Origin of the sequence: Pseudomonas sp. C 49-2 (assembly GCF_003970195.1) — a bacterium.
Taxonomy (GTDB): Bacteria; Pseudomonadota; Gammaproteobacteria; order Pseudomonadales; family Pseudomonadaceae; genus Aquipseudomonas; species Aquipseudomonas canadensis.
The window spans coordinates 238,782-259,541 of sequence record NZ_RXYG01000009.1; the positions used below are offsets into that span (position 1 = coordinate 238,782).

Consider the following 20,760-nt stretch of genomic DNA (forward strand, 5'->3'; position numbering starts at 1 on the left):
GAAACACTCATGGACACCAAATTGCTCGATATCCTCGCTTGCCCGATCTGCAAAGGCCCGCTCAAGCTCAGCGCCGACAAAACCGAGCTGATCAGCAAAGGCGCCGGCCTGGCTTACCCGATCCGTGATGGCATCCCGGTGATGCTGGAAAGCGAAGCTCGCACCCTGACCACCGATGAGCGCCTGGATAAATGACCACCGCCTTTACCGTTGTCATTCCTTCCCGCTACGCCTCGACCCGCCTGCCGGGCAAGCCGCTGCAACTGATCGGCAGCAAGCCGATGATCCAGCTGGTGTGGGAACAGGCCTGCAAGAGCAGCGCCGAGCGCGTGGTAGTGGCCACCGACGACCCGCGCATCGTCGAAGCCTGCAAGGGCTTCGGTGCCGAGGCGGTGCTGACCCGCGAAGACCATAACTCCGGCACCGATCGCCTGGCCGAAGTCGCCACCCAGCTCGGCCTGGCACCGGACGCCATCGTGGTCAACGTGCAAGGCGACGAACCCCTGATCCCGCCCAGTGTGATCGACCAGGTGGCCGCCAACCTGGCCGCCCATGGCGAAGCACGCATGGCGACTCTGGCCGAGCCGATTGAAGACATCGAGACCCTGTTCAACCCGAACGTGGTAAAGGTAGTCAGTGACATCAACGGCCTGGCGCTGACGTTCAGCCGTTCGACCTTGCCTTGGGCGCGCGACGCCTTCGCCAAGCAGCCTGACGTGTTGCCGGAGGGCGTGCCTTACCGTCGCCATATCGGCATTTACGCCTACCGCGCCGGTTTCCTGCATGACTTCGTCAGCTGGGGCCCATGCTGGCTGGAAAACACCGAGTCCCTGGAGCAACTGCGGGCCCTGTGGCATGGCGTGCGCATCCATGTGGGCGATGCGCTGGAAGCACCGCCGGCCGGTGTCGACACCCCGGAAGACCTTGAGCGCGTCCGTCGCCTGCTGGGGGCCTGATGGAGGTTCTGTTTGTCTGCCTGGGCAACATCTGCCGCTCGCCCACCGCAGAAGGCGTGCTGCGCCATAAATTGCGCGAAGCGGGGCTGGCGGGGCAGGTCGAGGTCGCGTCCGCTGGTACGGGTGAATGGCATGTCGGCAACCCGCCGGACCAGCGCAGCCAGCGTGCGGCGTTGGTGCGCGGCTACGATCTGTCGGCCCAGCGTGCCCAGCAGGTCTCTCGCGCCGACTTTGCGCGCTATGACCTGATCCTGGCGATGGATCACAGCAACCTGCGCAACCTCAAGGCCCTGCAGCCGGGCCAGGGCAAGGCGGAGCTGGACCTTTTCCTGCGCCGTTACGACGCCGAAGTGGACGAAGTGCCGGACCCGTATTACGAAGGCGAACAAGGCTTTGAACGGGTCCTGGACCTGATTGAACGTGCCTGTGATTTATTGGTGATCGAATTGAAGGGGCGGTTATGACCTTGCAGGTGCTTGCGCAGGTGTCGCTCAAGCCATTCAACAGCTTTGGCATTGACGTGCGTGCCCAGCTGTTCGCCGAGGCCCGCAGCGACGATGATGTCCGTGAGGCCTTGGCCTATTCGGCCGCACACGCGGTGCCGCTGCTGGTGATCGGCGGCGGTAGCAACTTGCTGTTGACCCAGGACATTCCGGCGCTGGTGCTGCGCATGGCCAGCCAGGGCATCCGTGTGTTGCACGACGACGGCACGCAGGTGGTGGTCGAGGCCGAAGCCGGCGAAACCTGGCATCCGTTCGTGTTATGGACCCTAGAACAAGGCTTCTGCGGCTTGGAAAACCTCAGCCTCATCCCCGGCACCGTTGGCGCCGCGCCCATGCAGAACATCGGCGCCTACGGTGTCGAGATCAAGGATGTATTCGCCGGCCTGACCGCCCTGGATCGTCACACCGGCGAGTTGCGCGATTTCAGCCTGGAAGAATGCAACTTTGCCTACCGCGACAGTCTGTTCAAACACGAGACCGCGCGCTGGCTGATCTTGCGGGTGCGCTTTGCCCTGAGCCGCGCCAGCCGCCTGAAACTCGACTACGGTCCGGTGCAGCAGCGCCTGGCGGGGCAGGGGATCACCGAGGCAACACCGAGTGACGTCAGCCGCGCGATCTGCAGTATCCGCCGGGAAAAACTGCCCGATCCGGCCGAGCTGGGCAATGCGGGCAGCTTCTTCAAGAACCCGCTGGTGTCCCAGGTGCTGGCGGCTGAGCTGCAGGCGCGCTATCCGGACCTGGTGGCGTACCCGCAGGCCGATGGGCAGATGAAGCTTGCCGCCGGCTGGCTGATCGACAAGGCAGGCTGGAAGGGCTTCCGTGACGGCGATGCCGGCGTGCACAAGTTGCAGGCGCTGGTGTTGGTCAACTATGGCGATGCCACAGGGCACGATATTGCGAACTTGGCCCAGCGTATCCAGCGCGACATTGCAGAGCGTTTCAAGGTCGACCTGGAAATGGAGCCCAACCAGTATTAAGCCCCTTCAAACAAAAATGCCCCGCATCTTTCGATGCGGGGCATTTTTTATTGCGCTGACAATCAGTCGTCGCGGCTCATGATGCCGAAGATCTGCAACAAGCTGATGAACAAGTTGTAGATCGACACATACAGGCTGATGGTCGCCATGATGTAGTTACGTTCACCACCGTGGATGATCGCGCTGGTCTGGAACAGGATGCACACCGAGGAGAACAGCACAAAACCTGCGCTGATCGCCAATTGCAGGCCGCTGATCTGGAAGAACATGCTCGCAACCACAGCCGCCAGCAACACGAAGAAACCAGCGGTGATGAAACCACCCAGGAAGCTCATGTCCTTACGGGTGATCAGCACGTAGGCCGACAGACCACCAAACACCAGTGCGGTCATGGCAAACGCCGAGCTGACCACTTCCGCGCCGCCGGCCATGCCGAGGTAGCGGTTGAGGATCGGGCCGAGGATAAAGCCCATGAAACCGGTCAAGGCAAACGCCGACACCAGGCCCCAGGCCGAGTCACGCAGCTTGTTGGTCAGGAAGAACAGGCCATAGAAGCCGATCAGCACGACAAAGATATTCGGGTAGCCGACGCGCATCTGCTGGGCCACGAACGCCATCACGCCGCTGAATGCGAGGGTAAGGGCGAGCAAGCCATAGGTGTTGCGCAACACGCGGCTGACTTCAAGCTGCTCAGCCTGCGCGTTACCATTCACTGCGTAATTCTGTTCGCGCATGGCGACACTCCTTCGGTTTTGAAACGTTCAGTCGCAAAGATCATAACAGACGCTCTGTAACAAGCGATGGCAAGAGTTTGACAGTGTGTTTCATTCGGGTATTATGGCGCCCGCTGAGACGGGATGGGCTACTATAATCCTGTGATGCACAAGGGAAATTGGCAGAGTGGTTGAATGCACCGGTCTTGAAAACCGGCGGACGTTAATAGCGTCTCCAGGGTTCGAATCCCTGGTTTCCCGCCAAGATTTACACGAAAGCCCCGCGAATGCGGGGCTTTCGTGTTTCTGGGGTTTGGGTAGATAACGCCGGTTTTTGATAGGCGTTCCGAAACTTTGCCTATTTTGATGGTTTGGCAGTGGCGCCAATCCTCCTGTAAACCCGTTTGGTGATCTCCTGCTTGCTATGTCCCAGCAGTAGGTTGGCGTCGCCAATATCGATGATTTTCGATGCCGCCTTGGGTCGGATGTCACGAAACTGAAACCCTCCAATCTTTGCTGCGAGCATAGGGTCGCCCTGATCCAGCGCTTTCTGCTGCGCCTTCTCCCTTGCCTTGTCCCAGCGCAGGCGCAACATACCTTTCGTCATCCTTTTTCCGTGCTTGTTGATTAGTAGGTACTTGGACATGCGGCGCGGCAAAGGGAAGGTGATGGTGAGCATCAACGATCACCCGGACATCCGGCGGGCTTTTGATGGCTTCCATTTTGAGACGCTGGATATCCGCTATAGCACCACCAACCAACGGCAAGGCCGGGCTCAAGTCAGTGGAGAGCTTGTGATAATGAACTGGCAGCCAGCAGATCTTGGGGGCCTATTTTAACCTTCGGCATGGTAGAGGAAGGTGCGATCTCCACCCGTGGGGTTTGCCCGTGCACGCAGTAGTTTCAAGCTGTAAACTATTCACCGAATTCTATAAGGGGCACGTATGTCTGTTGAAAAGGGAAGTAGTAGAAAGGGATTTCGAGCTCTTAAAATTACTGCGGTGCTTGCCTTTCTGCTTTTGCTGTCATTTGTATCTATAGCGATAGGGATGCGCTCAGTCGCGAATCAAGATGCGTTGTTCTTTTCGGTCAAAGAAATCAAAAGGATGTTTATCCCTGCGATTAATAAGGCGGTTCCGGATCCGTTCTTGTTAAATGAATATGATCAGCTGAGCTTTTTTCATGATAAGCAGGAAGTTGACGCTCCCCTGATTACGAGAAACACAGTTGTGGCTTTTGTATTTGGTCAATCCAATGCGGCCAACCACGGCGGTGAACGCCATCAATCCACTACCGGTAAAGTGTTCAATTTCTTCGAAGGTAAATACTACCTGGCTGCTGACCCGCTGTTAGGTGCTACAGGCGTATCTGGCAGTGTGTGGAGCAACCTCGGCGACAAGCTGGTGAACGATCACTTGGCTGACGATGTGGTACTCATCCCGGCAGGTGTTGGCGGATCGACGTTAAAACAGTGGCGGTCAGGCGGTAGGCTCAATGAGATGTTGAAGGCAAGGCTTACAGAAGTGAAAGCGTCTGGCCTAACCGTGACGCATTTCTTGTGGCATCAAGGGGAGTCCGACAACACATTGTCGCCGGAAGAGTATTCAGTTGGCTTAGGGCAAGTTATCAGCCTCACAAAAGAGTATTTCCCTGAGTCGAATTTCTTCGTGGCCCAGGCCAGTCGCTGCGGAACTATGGCGTCTGCGCCTGGAATACTTGAGGCACAGCGCAATGCTACAAGGCAGGCTGGTGTCTACTTAGGCCCTAATACGGACGTGATCGGGCTGAATGATAGGTACGATGATTGTCACCTTTCGGGGCGCGGGATCGAGACGCACGCTAAGGGCTGGTTGGAATCTTTGAAGCAACCTTCAAGTATCTAGTTTTTGTGCGGCAAGTGGAGGGGGAGACCCCCTCCATTGTTTTTCAATTGGGTTCGCTTGTCTCCGTGACCATGCGGACCAGAAGATTTTTCGCAACATAGTCTGACGCAATGGGCGTCAGGTGCGACTTGTCCCAGGACGTCAATCCCTCTTTTTTGTCTGAGCCAATGTAGGTCAGGCACCCATCAGTATTGCAAAGCAAATCCATGATGTCGGCGTAACTCGCACTGTTGATATTGAATGCTTTCTTCAATGCATCGTTCTTCTGAATAAACTCCTTATCGACGCCCGTGAAGGTGCGTGACGGTGTGTCTTTCCACAACGATTTGAGAACTATTTTGTGTAGGTCAGACGTCCAATGAGGCACCGGTCCAGTGAAGATAATTCTGGTGATACCTAGAGCGTTAAGCTTGTCAGTGGTTTCTCGCATCATCGCGAGATCCTGTCCCCAGTCCTCGGCGACAATGACTACGTCAGGCTTGGCTTTCTGTATGGCGTCGAGAGCGAACCAGTTGGACTGCTCGCAGTAGTCTGTGGAAGACGCTCCTTTCGCATTTGGATTCGCTGGGCATGATGAACTTGCGACCTGCAGGATTTGCCAGTTGCTAGGCAGATTGTTCTTCAAGCCAAAGTACAAATGCTGGGCATGGGAGTCACCCCAAATAAACACTGACTTTGTATAGGTGTCATTTTTCTGGAAGCAGTTCGGGCTAAGTGATTCCACTGGAATAGTGGTTGCCTTACCTTCACGTTGTTTCTTTATATCGAAGAAATTGCAGCTATCGTTGTACTTGTTAAGAAGATCGGTCCGCTCCATGTATGACCAGGTCGGAGAGACGTTTTTGAAGTATGACGAGAACTGCGCACGATCATCTAGCCTAAAGGCATAGCCTTCGTTCTTGAAGATGCTAAAGCCGCCGAGACCAATTGCAACCATCGTTGTTACCATTGCGAACACGGCTCTATTACTGCTGGTGTTCGTACGGATAGGCTTTTCGATGAGTCTATAAGTCGCATAGGCCAGTGCGATAGACGCGACAACGGCAACCACTCGGATGGCAGCTGAGGGCTGCACGCCTTCGACGATGTACGCGAAAGAGAGCAGCGGCCAGTGCCAAAGGTAGAGGGGAAAGCTAATCAAGCCGAACCAAACCAAGCCTCGGTTCGATAGTACGTTTCTGTTTAGCCATGCGCCGGATCCTGCTGCGATTATAAGCGCTGTGCCTAGCGTAGGAAGCAGTGCCCAGGTGCCTGGGAAGGGACGACTTTCGCTAATCCTCAGGAAGCCCACTATGAGCATGATGGCGCCCAATGCAGAGAAAACCTCTGAGCATATTGAACGGGTCAACACGGGCAGTCTTAGAGGGGAGAACTGCCTCTCCTTGTTGAGATTGATATAGGCCAGCGCAGAACCTATCAGCAGCTCCCAAAACCGTGTTTGAGGAGAGTAAAAGGTAAAGGAGGGGTTAGTCCTCACATTGCTGATGTTAAGGCTGAACGAAACTGCCGCTGCAATAATGATGACGATGAAAGGGTTAAATCTTACCCGCCAAGCAGCGTAAAGGATGAGCGGCCATATAATATAAAACTGCTCTTCAATACCGAGTGACCACAGGTGCAAAAGTGGTTTGGTATCTGCGGAATTGTCGAAGTAACCGCTTTCCTGGCGTAATGCCAGATTCGAAATAAACACCGAGCCGGCTGCAAGGTGTTTGCCGAGCTGTTGGTATTCATCGGCTAGTAACAGGAACCAACCTGCTACGCAGCAGGTTGCTAAGACCAGCAGCAATGCGGGGAAAATGCGCTTGATCCGTCTGACGTAAAATTCGACGAAGTTAAATGAGTTCTTTTCTAAGCTACTTAAAATGATAGTGGATATTAGAAAGCCCGATATCACAAAAAAGATATCGACACCAATAAAACCTCCCCTAAGGCTCGATGGGAATGCATGGAAAACTACCACGGCCAGGACCGCAATGGCTCGAAGGCCATCAATGTCTGCCCTGTACTTGGGATGTGTTAGATGGTGTTCCGTTTTTGACTTATCCATGTAAAACGTGCGTGCCCCGGAGAAAGTTGTGCTTATCGCTGCTAAAAAGCTTTGTGGTGTTTCGTTCCACAACGGCAGGCCGGAATTGTATCTGAACCGGATACAGAATGAGGCCGTTTGTTGGTTGGGCTTGAGCCTGGAGAAGGCGTGACGCGTTGTGATCGGTTGGCAACGCTCCGCCTGTCGAAATTCCCTACGGAAAAATTGACCGCAAGCGCCCTACAGAGTTAGCTGTACATTCGTACAGTATTTGTAAAAGGCCCCATCATGAGCTTTGCCATCCTAGGTCCCATCGCTGAGGTCGGCGCGAAGCTGCCGTTGTGCTCGTTCCAGGTTCCGGCCAGTTTTCCTTCGCCGGCAGCGGACCATATCGAGCAGCACATCTCATTGGATGAGGTCCTGAATATCCGTGCGCCCCACGTGTACCTGGTGGCAATCACCGGTGAGAGCATGCAAGGCGTCGGGATCTTCGATGGTGACTTGGCCGTGGTTGACCGTGCCATTGAGCCGATCCACGGGCATGTGGTTGTGGCGCTGCTGAACAACGAGCCTGTGTGCAAGCGCCTATGCAAGCGTGGCCGGGAGGTGGTCCTGCTTTCCGAAAACCCCAAGTTCCCGGCACGCTACGTTCTCGAAGGCGACGAGCTGTCGATCTGGGGCGTGATCACCAGCACAGTGCGCAGCCATGTCTAAGCAGCAGCCAACCTTCGCACTGATCGACTGCAACAGCTTCTATGCCAGTTGCGAGCGGGTATTCCGGCCCGACCTGGCGAAGGTGCCCATCGTAGTACTGAGCAATAACGATGGCTGTGTCATCGCCCGGAGCTACGACGCCAAACCCTTCATCAAGATGGGCGAGCCGTATTTCCAGATCAAGCACAAGCTCAAGCAGCACGGCATTGTCCCGTTCTCCTCCAACTATGCACTGTATGGCGACATGAGTGAGCGCGTGATGAGCCTGATCGAGGCGATGGTGCCGGCGGTTGAGGTGTACAGCATCGACGAGGCGTTCGCCGACCTGACAGGTGTCGGTGAGTTGGACGCCTTAGGCCGGAAGATTCGCGCCCAGGTGCTTCGCTGCACTGGTATCCCTGTCGGCGTTGGTATCGCTCACACAAAGACCCTGGCGAAGCTGGCAAACCACACCGCGAAGCGCCTGCAGTTCCAAACCGGTGGGGTGGTCAACATCACCGATCCGGTTAAGCGTGACTGGGTGCTACGCAATACGGACGTTGCGGAGGTTTGGGGTGTCGGGCGCAAGATGAAACTCCATCTTGATGGGATGGGTATCAAGTCGGCTATGGACCTGGCTAAGGCCGATTCGTGGACGCTCCGTAAGAAGTTCAGCATTGTCATTGAGAAGACTGCCAGGGAGTTGGGCGGCACGCCTTGCCTGGAGTTGGATGAGCCGGATCCGCCAAAGCAGGAGATCTGCTGCAGTCGCATGTTCGGCAAGAGGTTGACGGAGTTGCCGCCAATCAAGGAGGCGGTGGCCACCTATATGATGCGTGCCTCTGAGAAGCTCCGCGCCCAGGGCTCGCTGTGCAAGAAGGTGCGGGTGTGCATCCGCACTGGCATGTTCAACCCAGAGGAGATGAAGTATGCCAATGGGGTGGTGGTGGATATGCCGCATCCCACTGATGACGTGCGGCTACTTACTCAAGCTGCGGTGGGTGCGCTTGATCGGATATTTCGACCAGGTTTTAAGTACAGCAAGGCTGAGGTGATGTTGCTCGGCCTATGCCAGCCTGGTGAGTACACCGACGATTTGTTTGCTATATCACAGCCGGCGGAGGCGACTCGGGTGATGACAGTCATGGACCAGATCAATGAGCGATGGGGTAGGGGAACGCTGCGCTCGGCTTGTGTGCCGGCAGATCCTGATTGGGGCATGCGCCGAGATATGATGAGCCAAAGTTATACGACGAAGCTTGATCAACTCTGGTCTGTAGGTAGCGGCAGCTTTCGGCCAAAAGCCGTCCTTCGCGCCCCATCGTTTTGGACTCAAATTAATTTTCTGAGGTAAACATGAGCTATCACGTCACACACAGGTACGGCGCCATGAGCTCCAACCCTGGCATACACACGTTCCCTGAGCTTCTTGCCGAACTGAAAACTCGCCCGGAAGATGAGGAACACGGTGATGTTTCGGTGACCGACGAGGCTGACTGGTGCATTTCGGTGAACCTGTCACGAACTGTCACTTTTGAAAACCTAGAGTCCGGCGAGCCTCGCCACATGAAGGGCGTTCCAGAGACAAAGATCTTGGAATTGTGGCGTCTATTGGCCATTGGAGACGTTGCAGCAATCGAGCAGGAGCCATGGTTGCCTGGTTACCTCTAGGTTGCCGCCGAAGGGCAGCAATCGGCCACAAGCAGCCGACCAGCCTCATCTGGAAATCAGGGCGATTAACACTTTTGAGAGGGTGAGCCCTTGCTGAGCGCTCTGGCATGGTGGTCTGTCGGTTGTGTTCCTTGGATGCGCCGGGCTGGCTGCACTCTGGCTAGCCTTTGCTGTTACCATGCGTTTAGCATCAGCCAATACATAAATGAGCAGATTTTGTTGCTTGGCGTTATTGCTAGGCAGAAAAAACCCCGTCCCGCGAGGGACAGGGTATGGCGTTGTTGCAGGGGGAAGACTGGCAGGTACTAGCCCTACAACGACTAAACCGATGCCAAAGGCAGTGGTCGTGAGAGAAGTGTGGGCTATTGGGTATAGTATTACAATACCGTAATGGCTCTTGGCGGATAGCTGGCACTAGTTCTCGACACTCTTGCTTTGGCGTTTTCTTAAAGGAATCAGCCATGAGAGAGACTAAAAGCCGCCGTGTTCGGCGTCGCACACCCCAGCACCTAAGAACATTCCACGTAATCGCCTATAGCCGCAATCGCTACGGGCATCGGGAGAGCGTGTGCGAGCATTTTCGTAGCCCACCTTGGACTCAGTTGATGTTTGATTTCTAAATGGTGGAGGGGTAGGTAACTGCCCCTTTTCCCGGCTTGTTAGCTTGGCGTTCAATTGAGTGTTGAAGCTAACGTCTTGTTCCGATTTCACTAGCCGCAAATCAATCAGCTTTACTTTTAACGGCCGGAGGATCTGATGCCTTGATTGTCCGCTTCTGGCCGAAAACGGCCCATAGCGACATGCTCAAACCACAGTGGGCCGCAGCGCGTGCGCCAGATCAATCAATGCGCGTAATCGCGGCGGTACGAAGCGATGGCCCGAGTAGTAAAGCCTCAAACCGCCAAACGACGGGCACCACGGTACCAGCACTGGCACCAGGGCGCCGCTGGCCAGTTCTTCCTGTATGAACCACTCGGAAATGAAACCGATGCCAAGGCCCATTACCACGGCCTGTTTGATAGCCAGCATCTCGTTGAAAATGAAGCGCACCGGCAGATTCATGTACAACTTTTCACCGTTTCGCTCCAGTTCCCATTGGTAGAGGCCGCCGTGGGCCATGCGCATGCCAATGCTCTGGTGGCTGAGCAGGTCTTGCGGATGCTCGGGCACACCCTGGCGTTCGAGATACTCGGGCGTTGCCACCACAAGCATTCGAATGTCATCTGACAGTTTTACGGCAATCATGTCTTGTGGCACCGACTCTGCCAGGCGAATCCCCGCGTCGAAACCTCCGGCGACGATGTCGACCATGTTTGATTCGCTGACGATGTCGATGCGCACTTCGGGATAGCGCTGAGCGTACTGCTTGAACAGCGGCTCCAGCAGCAGATAGGCCCCACCATGCGGTGCATTGATACGCAGTGTGCCGCTGGGCTCGTCGGGGCCGACGCTGGCCTCTTCGCCGGCACTTTTGATCTGTGCCAACGCCGGGGCGATGCGTTCCACATAGCGTTGCCCGATGTCGGTGAGGGCAACGCTGCGCGTGGAGCGATTGAACAGGCGCACCTTCAGGCGCGCTTCCAGGCCGGCCACCGCACTGCTCACGGCGGTGGTGGACATGCCCAACTCTTGTGCTGCGCCACGAAAGCTACTGCGGCGAGCAACGGCCAGAACCACTTCCAGTTCGGTCATTCCTGTTCTGTGCATGGATTGTCCTGAAATTGCGGATGCTTCATAAGTCAAAGGATAGCTTATCGGAACAATGATCCCTTCTTAAACTTCCTTCACAGAGGCTCGATTCAGGCGAGTCATTTTGAGCGAGGAGTCGCCATGCAACGCATTGAACACATCTACATCAACGGTGAGTTCGTCATTCCACACGGTCAGGAATGGTTCGACCTTCATAACCCGAGCACCGAGGAAGTCATCGGTCAGGTTCGGCTGGGCGATGCGCTGGACGCACAGCGTGCCATCGCCGCCGCCAAGGCTGCGTTCCCGGCGTGGGCGCTTACCAGCCGGGAGGAGCGCATTGAGGCACTGCGACGCATGCACCGGGCCGTGGCGGCAAAGGAGGAAGAACTGCTGGAAGCCATCCTTGTGGAATATGGCGCACCTATGTCCCGCGGGCGCTCGATGGCGACTTATCCGGCTGACGTGATCGCGCAAGCAATCAATGTACTGGAGGCGTTCGAATTCGAGGAGCAGGTCGGCATGGCCAGGGTCATTCTGACGCCCCTGGGCGTTACCGGTCTGATCACACCCTGGAATAGCAATGCGGGCTTTATCTGCAACAAGCTGGCCACCGCACTGGCGGCAGGCTGCACCGCCGTCATCAAGCCCAGCGAGATGAGCGCGTTGCAGACGCAGGTCGTGGTCAGGGCGTTGCACGAAGCGGGGCTGCCACCGGGTGTATTCAATATCGTCAACGGGCGAGGCAATGTGGTCGGCGAGGAAATCGCCCGTCACCCCGACGTTGCCAAGATCTCGTTCACGGGGTCGTCCGCTATCGGCCAACATCTGGTCAAAACCGGTGCTGACACCATGAAGCGCGTGACGCTGGAACTCGGCGGCAAGTCGCCCACCGTGGTGCTTGACGATGCGGATTTCCAGTCAGTCATGCCGCTGGTGTTGCAGGCCGGATTTCTCAACAGTGGCCAGGCTTGCATCGCGGGCACTCGCATCCTCGTGCCGCGCAGCCGGCTGGCAGAGTTCGAGCGGATTGCCAAGGAGGGTGTCTCACGGATTCAATCGGGCGATCCGCGCAACGCCGACACCGACATCGGCCCCATGGTGAGCCAGAAACAGTGGGAACGGGTGCAGCGCTATATCCGTATCGGCCAGGAAGAAGGCGCGAGGTTACTGTCGGGTGGCGAAGGGCGCCCGGAAGGCTTGCACGCCGGATGGTTCGTGAAGCCCACGATTTTCACTGAGGCCAACAACCGGATGCGCATCGCGCGTGAGGAAATCTTCGGGCCCGTACTAACAATCATCCCCTACGAGGATGACGCTGATGCGATCAGCATTGCCAACGATACGGACTATGGGCTGAGCACCCTGGTGCTGGGAAAAAGTCCCGAGCGTTGTATGAACCTCGCCCTTCATATCGATTCGGGACGCGTGCTCATCAACACCCTGGCCCACGAACCGCGAGCCCCCTTCGGTGGATTCAAGCAATCGGGCCTTGGGCGCGAAATGGGCAGGTGGGGGATGAGCGCGTATCTGGAGCCGAAGACATTGGTCACCTATGACCCGTTGAAATGACCAGGTCGGGTTCCAGTCCGGGAGTGCTGTGTGGATAGCGTCGGCAGCAGGGCGGCAATCGTTCCTGGTTTCCAGCAGAGCTGGAGGCTGAGGTGGATCGAGTGACCGCTTCTGGCCGAAAGCAGTCATGATGTGTCTCATGAATTTTTGGCTTTTTTGGTAATTTGTTTTCATTCGGCAGAACGCCGGGGGAGGGGTAAAAACAGTTCCCAAACCAAAACCGCACCCCTTGCAGAATGCGGCCTGTAGCTTGGTTGGTAGCTGCGAGTAAAGGAACGCCGAAGGCCTCCAAGGTACCAGCCCGCTTGATTTTGCATAGCGGTCTTGAAAACCGGCGGACGTTAATAGCGTCTCCAGGGTTCGAATCCCTGGTTTCCCGCCAAATATGAAAAAAGATCCCGCGAGCCAAAAGGCTTTGCGGGATTTTTTTTGCCTGCTATTTCGTTATCGCCGGGTGGGGTGCGGTAGTCCAATAGTGCATTGCTGATGTGTGTCGATGAAAGAATCGACCCGACATCCATCGCAGGAACGCACAGATGAGTTGCAACGAACCGACTAAAAACGAAAATGCGCGGGGCATCGACGTGTCGCGCTGGCAGGGCGATATTGACTGGACCCGCGTTGCGGCTGCGGGCATCACCCATGCAATCGCCAAAATGACAGAGGGTGGAGACTACACCGACCCAAAATTTGTCACGAACTTCCAAGGTATGCAGGCAAACGGTTTGAAAGCCGGGGTCTATCACTATTTTCGTGCGTTGAGCAGTACGCCGTGCGAGCAACTGACCAATATCAAGGGGCGTCTGGCCGAGGTGGCGTTCAACGCCAGGCGGGATACCCTGGTCATTGATGTCGAGACCAATCGCAACGAGGGGGCGAGCCCGGATCAGATGGCCGATGCCCTGTTTCAGCTGGTGACGCTAATTAGGGTTTCGCTGCTGGAGGGGGCATACCCGCACATCTACGCCTCTCCCAGCATCTGGAGTAACCGCGTGGCCTGGCGCAAGTACGATTTCAGTGAGTGCCCGCTGTGGATTGCCCATTGGGAAGTGGCTCAGCCCACAGTGCCTGAAACCTGGAGCGGCAAGGGTAAAAGCTGGGAGTGGTGGCAACACAGCAGCAAGGGCCAGGTTGACGGTATCCACGGGCCGGTAGATTTGGATTGGGTCAAGTCTTAATGCCCTACATCACAACGGCCCCATTCAGGGCCGTTGCTATTGACTACCTTTGCCTATTTGAAGGGCTTGGCGGTTGCACGAATTGCATTGACCCTCGCGTCTGCTCTGCGATCGAGCTTTTACTCGTCATCTCTTTGTTTTTTTACTACTATTACCCGTCTGTGCGCTCAAGGAAGAGAGGCTGAGCGCCTTGAGTCTGGTAGAAAATCTACACTCGATCATTGAGTGAGCTATTGCTTTTACCCAGAACCTAACGACTCAGCCAACCATAATTACTTCTTGGTGAAACCGATGGATAAAATGTGTGGCATCGTTGTAGTGGTAGGACTTGCCCTCGCGGGATGCGCTACGAAAACTCCAGAAAAAACTGAAGTGACTCCACCTCCTGCCGTCGTCCATGAAGCATCACCTGAAGCCGTACCGTCGTCACCTAATTATACTGTGCGATATGAGTCTGAACCTGCTGCTGACGTTGCAGCCCATGCTTCTCCAGAGGCCGCTCAGCCAGAATCAGAAACAAGTCGCGCAGAGCAATGCCGTAAAGAGCTGGATGTTTTGAAGGTTTACAACAAGCCGTCTTACGTTAAATACGAGGCGGAATACCAAGCCATTGCTTCCAAGACCGCTAAATATATGGAAATCAAGGACTCATTGGGTGCTGATTTGAACTATATGGTCATGCCCGCCTATCAATTTCAAATTCGTGAGTTCTGCTTCCGGGTGAAGACCCGTCTGTCGCAGCTTGTGCTTCGCCAAGCCAAATAATATAGGTTGACCCGCAGTGGGTGCTTCCTGGTCTAGAGAGGTCAGGTGGGCCCGTAAGGCTTAAAAGCGCTGTGGGTTTACCCAAGACTACAAAAGCCAATGCCCCGACTTGTCGGGGCATTGGCTTTTTACGTTTCGACACAGCCCGTGCCGACACTGAGCGTTCTACAAATAGCTCATCACAAAGGTTACCGACGCGTTTGCAGTACCCGCCTTGAGTTCGCCATTGGCCAGCCGGTAATAAGCCGCAGAAAGCGGGATGTTGAAGCTGGTGCCGGTGCTATTGAAGCCATTGAATGGGTAAGTGGTGCCCAAGGCGATGGGTTGACCGCTGTCGTTCATCAGTTTCAGGCCGATGCCTTTGGCCGTTGAGCTGGCGTTCAACGCTACGATGCCCTGCTGCTGATCAATCACTTGAGAAGTTGCGTTAAGGGAATAAGTGACCTTCTGGATACCGGTTTGGCACTGGTTAAGGCCAATGTTGAATTTAACGGCTTGAGACGTATCACCGATATGGCTGAACTCATCCAGGTAGTAGTCATCTCCCATTTGAACAGACACATCTGGTGTCTCGCACGACGCGGCGTTCAAGATGATTGGATTGGCCAGGTTGATCCTCACAAGGTCAAGGTCACCGTACCGATGCGCCCCAAGATTGCCCGCGGGAACCTCATTTTTCGATGACAGTTCACCTGATTTAATAATTTCAATGGTGTATGCCCTGATAGGGTCTAAGTAAGACCCACTGAGAAGCCTGTCTGCATTTAAATAACCATTCTGTGTGTTCTTGACTTTGAGTGATAGCCCTGTCTTACCCAGGGGATAGGTGTTGCCAGTGGTAACACTGCCGAGTGTCGGGTTGAGTCTAAAGATAAAAGGGGATGAACCGGTGCAGTTAAAACCTTGCTGTGGTGCTGTGATGGATTCCTCATAAACCACCGTGCCTGCAGGTGCATCTCGAGGAACCGTCAAGGCAACCGGTGCAGCTGCGTAGTTAGCTGTGAACGTTTTCCCTTGGGTGAAAGCACAATTCGCGGCCAATGTATCCGTTGAATAAGCAGAGACTATTACGGCTGCGGTATTCAACAGTACACGCAGTCGGCGTTGTTTTTTTGAAACGCACATTTTGTTTGCGGCCGTGATGGGGAAAAGATGGACGGCCACCCTATCGATCACGCACACCTGAGAAAATCAGGCGATCCTTAGAGTGTGTGCTGCGATGATGCTTTTTGCATTGGAAGGACGGGAAATCATTTGCTCACCTTGATACCTACCCGCGACTTGATTAGTCCACCGTCTGCAACCATTCAATCAGCGCCATTTCGACGCTGCCTTTCTCAGGCTCAGCCGGAGACAGTAGGCAATAGTTTGAGCCGTCTTCAACGAATCCCATGGGCGCAGCCAATACGCCGTTCTGGAGGTCGTCGCGCACTAAATGCCAGGGGCCGATGGCAACCCCGAGGCCTGCTACAGCCGCCTGGATGCTGAAGTAAAAGTGCTCAAATGCTTGCATCTCCATCACAGGGGGTGGCAGTTCTTTTGCCGTTGCCCATTCCTGCCACGCCGTCGGCCGGCTTTTCGTCTGAAGTCGTGGGGCCGATGAGTGCAAAATGTTCTTGCTTGTGTCGAACCATGTGTCGACCTTTTCCGGCCGACAGACAGGTCCAACCTTTTCCGGGAATAGCGCCACGGCGTGATAGTCGGGCGGACGGGGGAAGTCGTCACGTCGAATAGCGAGGTCTATGCCCTGGTCGAACGAAAATGGGCCACCACCTGCCACCAAGTGAATGTCCAACCCTGGGTAACGTGCCTGGAAGTCGCTCCAGCGCGGGATCAGCCAGCGCATCAACAGGGTGGGCTCGCAGGACAGAACAAGCTGTCGTGCGCGACGGGATTCGGTGCGGATCTCGCGCACGGCGTGGCTCATCACCCCAAACCCTTCGCTGACCGCCTTTGCGAGGCGTCTTCCGGTATCCGTTAGAAAAACCTTGCGGTTACGTCGATCAAACAGGTCAACGCCCAAGTCCTCTTCAAGCAAGCGAACCGCGCGGCTGATGGCGCCTGGCGTCAGGTGCAATTCCTCTGCTGCACGGGCAAAGCTTTCAAACCGCCCGGCGGATTCGAAGCAACGCAGTGCAAGTAAAGAGGGCATGCGCAGGTCAGAAATAGACGATTCAGAATCACCTTTTTCTTTAGAAAACATCGTTAGTGCCTGTCGTTAGAGTCTGAAAACGTAATGGGCCGTGATCGATATTTCTCAAGGTACACCATGAACGAATGGATAGCAGTAATCACCATCACACTGTTGGCATGCATCAGTCCTGGGCCGGATTTCGCCATGGTTTCCCGCAACGGGTTGCTACTGTCCCGGCGGGCGGGCGTTTTCACGGCGCTGGGAATCGGAATGGGGGTGCTGGTACACGTGGGCTATACGCTGCTCGGTCTCGGGTGGGTACTTCAACAAAGCCTGTGGTTGTTCACCGTGTTGAAGCTGGCCGGGGCGGCGTATCTGGTCTACCTGGGCATCAACATGCTGCGTGCCAGGCCAGCAAGTGAGCATGCCGACACTCCGGCGCCGGCCCTGTCCGATCTGGCGGCGCTGCGCACCGGGTTTCTGACCAATGCGTTGAATCCTAAAACCGCGATTTTCATTGTCAGTCTGTTCATGGGGGTGGTGCGACCGGAAACGGGCGTAGCCGTGCAGATGGCCTATGGCGTGTTTATCGCGGGGGCACACGTCGCGTGGTTCAGCCTGGTCGCGCTGTGCTTCTCCGCCGGGCGGGTGCGTGAGAAGTTGCTGGCCGCACGGCATTGGATTGACCGAGTGTTTGGTGGCCTGCTTGTGGCCTTTGGTGCGTCATTGGCGATTGCTCAGCGTTCGAGCTAGGTCGTCACAGAAGATCATCGCCAGCCCGGCTGGCGATTAATTCCACCGCAACCTTTTCACCCGATACATCTCCCCGTCCGCATGACTCAATAGCGTATCCGCATCTTCCCCATCCGCCGGGTAAAGCGCCACGCCGACGCTGCACGACGGCATCTTGACCCCGCCAAACTCAGTGCCCAGCGGCTCAGCCATGACCGCCAGTATCTGCGCCACCTTGCCGGCCATCGCATCCTGTGACTGAACATCCGTGATTAGCACGGTGAATTCATCTCCGCCCATGCGGGCTACCAGGTCGCTCTCGCGCACGCAGCGCTCCAGTCGTCGGGCAATCACACAGAGCACGCGATCGCCCATGGCATGGCCATGCACATCGTTGATGCTCTTGAAGTCATTGATGTCCAGAAACAGCAACGCGAGCGTTTGGTTGTGATGCCGTGCGGATTGCAGGGCTTGGTTCAGTCGCTCATTGAACAGCGAGCGGTTGGTGAGGGCCGTCAGCGGATCATGATGGGCGAGAAAGCGTAATTCTTCCTCGGCCTGGGTGAGCGCCGTCACGTCCCGCGCGACACCGATCCGCGCGCCGACTTCCTTGGACCAGAAGGCCGCCCACAGAATGTGCACGACGCTGCCATCCTTGCGCAGGTAACGATTGCGGAAGTCGACGTGGGGTTGGCCATTCATGACCCGCACAATGGAGGCGCGGGTGCGCGCCAGGTCTTCAGGGTGCATGTAGTCGGTGATCGGGGTGCCGGTCAACTCTTGGGCGCGGTAGCCGAGCAGTGCCTCGCAGGCATCGCTCACGAAGACAATCTGGTTATCGCTGTCGACGACGAAGACCGTATCCAGCATCAAGTGGATCAGTTTGGGATAAAGGGCTTGCAGGTCAACGGGCATGGGGCATAGGGCGTCCGGTTCAGATGGCCGATCATAGCCCGATCATCACGTAAGGCGCCTAGGGGGATTGCACATTTTTAATGCCGTTCATGCCAATTGTGCCCTGATTGTTAAAAACCGCTGGCCAAACGTATGATCGGAGCCAGCGCCTAATCTGGTCGCTGAGACTCACCCCTATAAAGGACATGAGCATGCAAAAGCACTTCGGCAATTCAGGCCTGTTCAAGGCTGCTTCGTATCTCTGCAACGAGACTCTCGGCAGCGGCATCGCCCGCTGGGAGTTGAAAAACAGTGCGTTGAATACGAAGGAGTTTTTGATATGTCCAAAGAATTACTCGGAGTTTCTGCTCTAGGATTGATGGTCGTCGGTGAGTTTTGTGCAATCTACAGTGAGGTAGTCACTGCCAGGCTGGCTCAAGCCAGTGACGGCTCGTGGCAGGCATTCATCATGCCGGTGGTGGTGATGTGCTTTGCGGGGCTTTGTCTGTTGGGGGCTTATTGGCTGGGGTATCGGGCGGTCGGTGATATCTGGGTGGTCACAGTGGTTTCCGTCACCTCGTTATTGCTGCTGGAACCGGTCGTGATCTGGGTGCTGTTCCAGGAGTTTCCCGGGCGAGGCGCGTTGATCGGGTTTTGCCTGGGGGCCTTGGGCATGCTGGCCACTGTCTTGCTGTAGCTGCACATGCTGGCCCGGCATTCGGATGTCGGGCCAGATTGGAGTGCGTAGTTGGCAATACCTTCCACCGCCGCAACGGCGGCTGAGTGTTGAAACGGTGACATGCAGCTCAGCAAAAAAGCTGTGCCACCGAAAGCAGGCAAATCATCTGAACAACCATTTGCGCACGAATTGGATGTTTCATCGCCATCACCCTTATGTACTGCTGTTTTAATGAGTATAGATCCTGAAAAGAATTATTCAGAATCAAGACCATTCATCTGCCCAGCGGTCTTTAGTTACAACTATCTGCTCTCGACCGCTGCACTTTTCTGGATTTCTCTGCTCTATCCTTGTCCCAGTCCCGCCGATCCCCCGCGTGGGCGGATTAATCAGATCGGGTGCCGATGGATCGCACGTTTCCTTGTTTTAACAGTCGACGGATGCGCCAGCCGTTGCTGCTGGCGGCCTTGTTAATGCTGTGTGCCAGCGGTTGCAGCCAGCAACAGGGTCGGGATATCGCCAAGCAGTTCAGCAATGGCAAGCCCGATGAGTTCTTCCAGACCAGTGTCGATCGCATGGCGACCCTGGGCATGCGCGACAACCTGCAGAGCCTGTATTTGCTGATGAACAAGCTCTATCTGCGCAACCCCAGCCAGTGGCGGCAGTCGGGGTACCCAGACGCTGTGACGGCGGCGCGGGAGATTCGCCAGGCCATTGAGCAACGTCGATCCCTGCCCGCCCTGGGCGATCGGCGTGATCTGGAGGCGCTGAGCTATTCCTTGGGGCCGGACTTCAAGGGCGATCGGGTCGGCGCTTTTATCTATGCCATCGGCAGTATGATCGTGACCGCCCACGGCGGACGCACCGAGTTCTACATCACCGACTCGATCGACCCGCAGTTCGTCAGCAATGCCGCGCGCAATATCGAGAAGGCCACCTGGCTGCTGAGCAAACGCCAGGATGCGAATGGCGTGCTGCTGCTGTTTTCCAACGAGATATCGGAGGAGGGCAGCAACCTCAGTTTCGCGGTGGAGTTCGGCAAGATCGTCGCGCGTCTCGACCTGCTGACCCAGATGCTCGACGAGCGCTACCGGCGTATTGGCCTGAACTATGCGCAGAGTTTGTTGCTGATGAACTTTTTGCCGGTGCAATAAACGGGTCAGCGTCAGGATAAGTGTACGGTGTTTCCTTTTGACGTGTAGGACTTGGCCTATCTTGCCGCCCCATGCTTGAAACACTTCGCGCTCATCAATAGCCTCGGATTTTTCTGAAATCTGAGGCCTTTACCATGGGTAAGCGAAAAACGGTTTGGCCTACTGAAAGAGAAATACGCTTGCGTTTTATCCTGTTTGCAGTGATCGACGCGGCGAGCGTTCATGGCGTTTCATCCGATTTGCTACTGCCCGCGCACAAGTTATTGCGTGATTCCCCGACTGAGGCGCAATTGCTGGAGGTATTGGGCGAAATTCTCAGCACTGATGAGATGTATGGCTTCCGGTTTGTTCCTGGATCAGAAGCGGAAGAATTGATGCGGGTGCTGAAAGTCTTCGATAGCTGAGGGTTTTGTGTGGGGGCGACAGCGTCTGCGAACCAGCTACAGTTGAACGTACTGTGCTGCAGTTTGGCTTTCACAGTATTTCGAACTAAGCGCTGAATTTAGATGACGTTGTCGGGAGGCTGGGTTTGAGCTTC

The 20,760-nt window shown here is 55.8% G+C and carries 23 protein-coding genes, 1 tRNA gene and 2 pseudogenes; 19 read left to right on the forward strand and 7 right to left on the reverse strand.

The genetic code is table 11. From position 1 onward, the window contains the following. Positions 1-9 precede the first annotated feature (9 nt). From EJ576_RS19405 to murB, 4 genes are read left to right on the forward strand one after another with little or no spacing between them, the layout of a single operon-like run. Positions 10-195 carry a Trm112 family protein gene (locus tag EJ576_RS19405; protein WP_003174668.1) on the forward strand — a complete coding sequence of 62 codons (186 nt, stop codon included), beginning with the start codon at positions 10-12 and terminating at the stop codon, positions 193-195. Then, positions 192-956: a 3-deoxy-manno-octulosonate cytidylyltransferase gene (gene kdsB / locus EJ576_RS19410; RefSeq protein ID WP_126570890.1), complete on the forward strand. Its 765-nt coding sequence runs from the start codon at positions 192-194 to the stop codon at positions 954-956. Before EJ576_RS19405 ends, kdsB begins: the two co-directional genes overlap by 4 nt. Further along, positions 956-1,420: a low molecular weight protein-tyrosine-phosphatase gene (locus EJ576_RS19415; RefSeq protein WP_010209653.1), complete on the forward strand. Its 465-nt coding sequence runs from the start codon at positions 956-958 to the stop codon at positions 1,418-1,420. Before kdsB ends, EJ576_RS19415 begins: the two co-directional genes overlap by 1 nt. Then, a complete protein-coding gene (murB, locus tag EJ576_RS19420) occupies positions 1,417-2,436 on the forward strand; it encodes a UDP-N-acetylmuramate dehydrogenase (protein WP_126570891.1) in 1,020 nt (339 codons plus the stop codon). Before EJ576_RS19415 ends, murB begins: the two co-directional genes overlap by 4 nt. Before the next feature lie 62 nt (positions 2,437-2,498). Here the strand turns inward: murB and EJ576_RS19425 are convergent, their stop codons facing one another. Further along, on the reverse strand, positions 2,499-3,170 hold the full coding sequence (locus EJ576_RS19425) for a Bax inhibitor-1/YccA family protein (RefSeq protein ID WP_016977342.1): 672 nt from the start codon (positions 3,168-3,170) through the stop codon (positions 2,499-2,501). 152 nt (positions 3,171-3,322) lie between these two features. On the opposite strand from EJ576_RS19425, the gene EJ576_RS19430 reads away from it, so the two are divergent. Next, positions 3,323-3,413 (forward strand) — tRNA-Ser (locus tag EJ576_RS19430). A 94-nt stretch (positions 3,414-3,507) separates the two neighbouring features. Here EJ576_RS19430 and EJ576_RS19435 read toward each other — a convergent pair. Further along, a complete protein-coding gene (locus tag EJ576_RS19435; RefSeq protein ID WP_371923948.1) occupies positions 3,508-3,828 on the reverse strand; it encodes a hypothetical protein in 321 nt (106 codons plus the stop codon). Here EJ576_RS19435 and EJ576_RS30040 point away from each other — a divergent pair. Further along, positions 3,794-3,988, forward strand: a pseudogene (locus EJ576_RS30040) (DNA adenine methylase); the annotation flags it as partial. The gene EJ576_RS19435 and the pseudogene EJ576_RS30040 overlap by 35 nt on opposite strands. A gap of 105 nt (positions 3,989-4,093) precedes the next feature. Then, positions 4,094-5,032: a sialate O-acetylesterase gene (locus tag EJ576_RS19445; protein WP_126570892.1), complete on the forward strand. Its 939-nt coding sequence runs from the start codon at positions 4,094-4,096 to the stop codon at positions 5,030-5,032. A 43-nt stretch (positions 5,033-5,075) separates the two neighbouring features. On the opposite strand, the gene EJ576_RS19450 is transcribed toward EJ576_RS19445, so the two are convergent. Continuing rightward, a complete protein-coding gene (locus tag EJ576_RS19450; protein WP_126570893.1) occupies positions 5,076-7,082 on the reverse strand; it encodes an acyltransferase family protein in 2,007 nt (668 codons plus the stop codon). A gap of 267 nt (positions 7,083-7,349) precedes the next feature. On the opposite strand from EJ576_RS19450, the gene EJ576_RS19455 reads away from it, so the two are divergent. The 4 genes and pseudogenes from EJ576_RS19455 to EJ576_RS30045 form a co-directional block, all read left to right on the forward strand. Then, entirely contained in the window at positions 7,350-7,775 is a 426-nt protein-coding gene (locus EJ576_RS19455) for a LexA family transcriptional regulator (protein WP_122728964.1), read from the forward strand. Continuing rightward, positions 7,768-9,108 (forward strand): translesion error-prone DNA polymerase V subunit UmuC, encoded by a 1,341-nt coding sequence (gene umuC / locus EJ576_RS19460; RefSeq protein WP_256656622.1) that lies wholly within the window; start codon positions 7,768-7,770, stop codon positions 9,106-9,108. The genes EJ576_RS19455 and umuC overlap by 8 nt, the downstream gene beginning before the upstream one ends. Before the next feature lie 35 nt (positions 9,109-9,143). Beyond that, positions 9,144-9,425: a hypothetical protein gene (locus EJ576_RS19465; RefSeq protein ID WP_126570894.1), complete on the forward strand. Its 282-nt coding sequence runs from the start codon at positions 9,144-9,146 to the stop codon at positions 9,423-9,425. A 106-nt stretch (positions 9,426-9,531) separates the two neighbouring features. Beyond that, positions 9,532-9,609 (forward strand): annotated as a pseudogene (locus EJ576_RS30045) (hypothetical protein); the annotation flags it as partial. A 620-nt stretch (positions 9,610-10,229) separates the two neighbouring features. Here the strand turns inward: EJ576_RS30045 and EJ576_RS19470 are convergent. Beyond that, on the reverse strand, positions 10,230-11,132 hold the full coding sequence (locus EJ576_RS19470) for a LysR family transcriptional regulator (protein ID WP_240037371.1): 903 nt from the start codon (positions 11,130-11,132) through the stop codon (positions 10,230-10,232). Positions 11,133-11,255: 123 nt separating this feature from the next. Between EJ576_RS19470 and EJ576_RS19475 the strand changes: the two genes are divergently transcribed. The 3 genes from EJ576_RS19475 (at position 11,256) to EJ576_RS30050 (ending at position 14,629) form a co-directional block, all read left to right on the forward strand. Next, on the forward strand, positions 11,256-12,686 hold the full coding sequence (locus tag EJ576_RS19475) for an aldehyde dehydrogenase family protein (protein ID WP_122728953.1): 1,431 nt from the start codon (positions 11,256-11,258) through the stop codon (positions 12,684-12,686). A 536-nt stretch (positions 12,687-13,222) separates the two neighbouring features. After that, positions 13,223-13,864 (forward strand): glycoside hydrolase family 25 protein, encoded by a 642-nt coding sequence (locus tag EJ576_RS19480; RefSeq protein WP_122728951.1) that lies wholly within the window; start codon positions 13,223-13,225, stop codon positions 13,862-13,864. A 291-nt stretch (positions 13,865-14,155) separates the two neighbouring features. Then, a complete protein-coding gene (locus EJ576_RS30050) occupies positions 14,156-14,629 on the forward strand; it encodes a hypothetical protein (RefSeq protein WP_240037370.1) in 474 nt (157 codons plus the stop codon). Positions 14,630-14,794: 165 nt separating this feature from the next. Here the strand turns inward: EJ576_RS30050 and EJ576_RS19490 are convergent, their stop codons facing one another. Together EJ576_RS19490 and EJ576_RS19495 are read right to left on the reverse strand one after the other, a co-directional pair. Further along, the gene (locus EJ576_RS19490; protein ID WP_256656623.1) at positions 14,795-15,793 is read right to left on the reverse strand and encodes a fimbrial protein; all 999 of its coding nucleotides are present in this window, start codon (positions 15,791-15,793) and stop codon (positions 14,795-14,797) included. A gap of 121 nt (positions 15,794-15,914) precedes the next feature. Continuing rightward, positions 15,915-16,832 (reverse strand): LysR family transcriptional regulator, encoded by a 918-nt coding sequence (locus EJ576_RS19495; RefSeq protein WP_126570895.1) that lies wholly within the window; start codon positions 16,830-16,832, stop codon positions 15,915-15,917. A 66-nt stretch (positions 16,833-16,898) separates the two neighbouring features. Between EJ576_RS19495 and EJ576_RS19500 the strand changes: the two genes are divergently transcribed. Continuing rightward, positions 16,899-17,516, forward strand: a complete 618-nt coding sequence (locus tag EJ576_RS19500) for a LysE family translocator (protein WP_126570896.1) — start codon at positions 16,899-16,901, stop codon at positions 17,514-17,516. A 36-nt stretch (positions 17,517-17,552) separates the two neighbouring features. Here EJ576_RS19500 and EJ576_RS19505 read toward each other — a convergent pair whose 3' ends face one another. After that, the gene (locus EJ576_RS19505) at positions 17,553-18,410 is read right to left on the reverse strand and encodes a sensor domain-containing diguanylate cyclase (protein ID WP_126570897.1); all 858 of its coding nucleotides are present in this window, start codon (positions 18,408-18,410) and stop codon (positions 17,553-17,555) included. Positions 18,411-18,601: 191 nt separating this feature from the next. Between EJ576_RS19505 and EJ576_RS29815 the strand changes: the two genes are divergently transcribed. From EJ576_RS29815 to EJ576_RS19520, 4 genes are all read left to right on the forward strand, one after another. After that, the gene (locus EJ576_RS29815) at positions 18,602-18,763 is read left to right on the forward strand and encodes a hypothetical protein (RefSeq protein WP_178083555.1); all 162 of its coding nucleotides are present in this window, start codon (positions 18,602-18,604) and stop codon (positions 18,761-18,763) included. Between the two features lie 5 nt (positions 18,764-18,768). Continuing rightward, positions 18,769-19,086: a hypothetical protein gene (locus EJ576_RS19510; RefSeq protein ID WP_028616689.1), complete on the forward strand. Its 318-nt coding sequence runs from the start codon at positions 18,769-18,771 to the stop codon at positions 19,084-19,086. A gap of 422 nt (positions 19,087-19,508) precedes the next feature. After that, complete coding sequence (locus EJ576_RS19515; RefSeq protein WP_122728937.1) at positions 19,509-20,222, forward strand: hypothetical protein; 714 nt, start codon at positions 19,509-19,511, stop codon at positions 20,220-20,222. Between the two features lie 134 nt (positions 20,223-20,356). Then, positions 20,357-20,626 (forward strand): hypothetical protein, encoded by a 270-nt coding sequence (locus tag EJ576_RS19520; protein WP_122728934.1) that lies wholly within the window; start codon positions 20,357-20,359, stop codon positions 20,624-20,626. Positions 20,627-20,760: the final 134 nt, after the last annotated feature.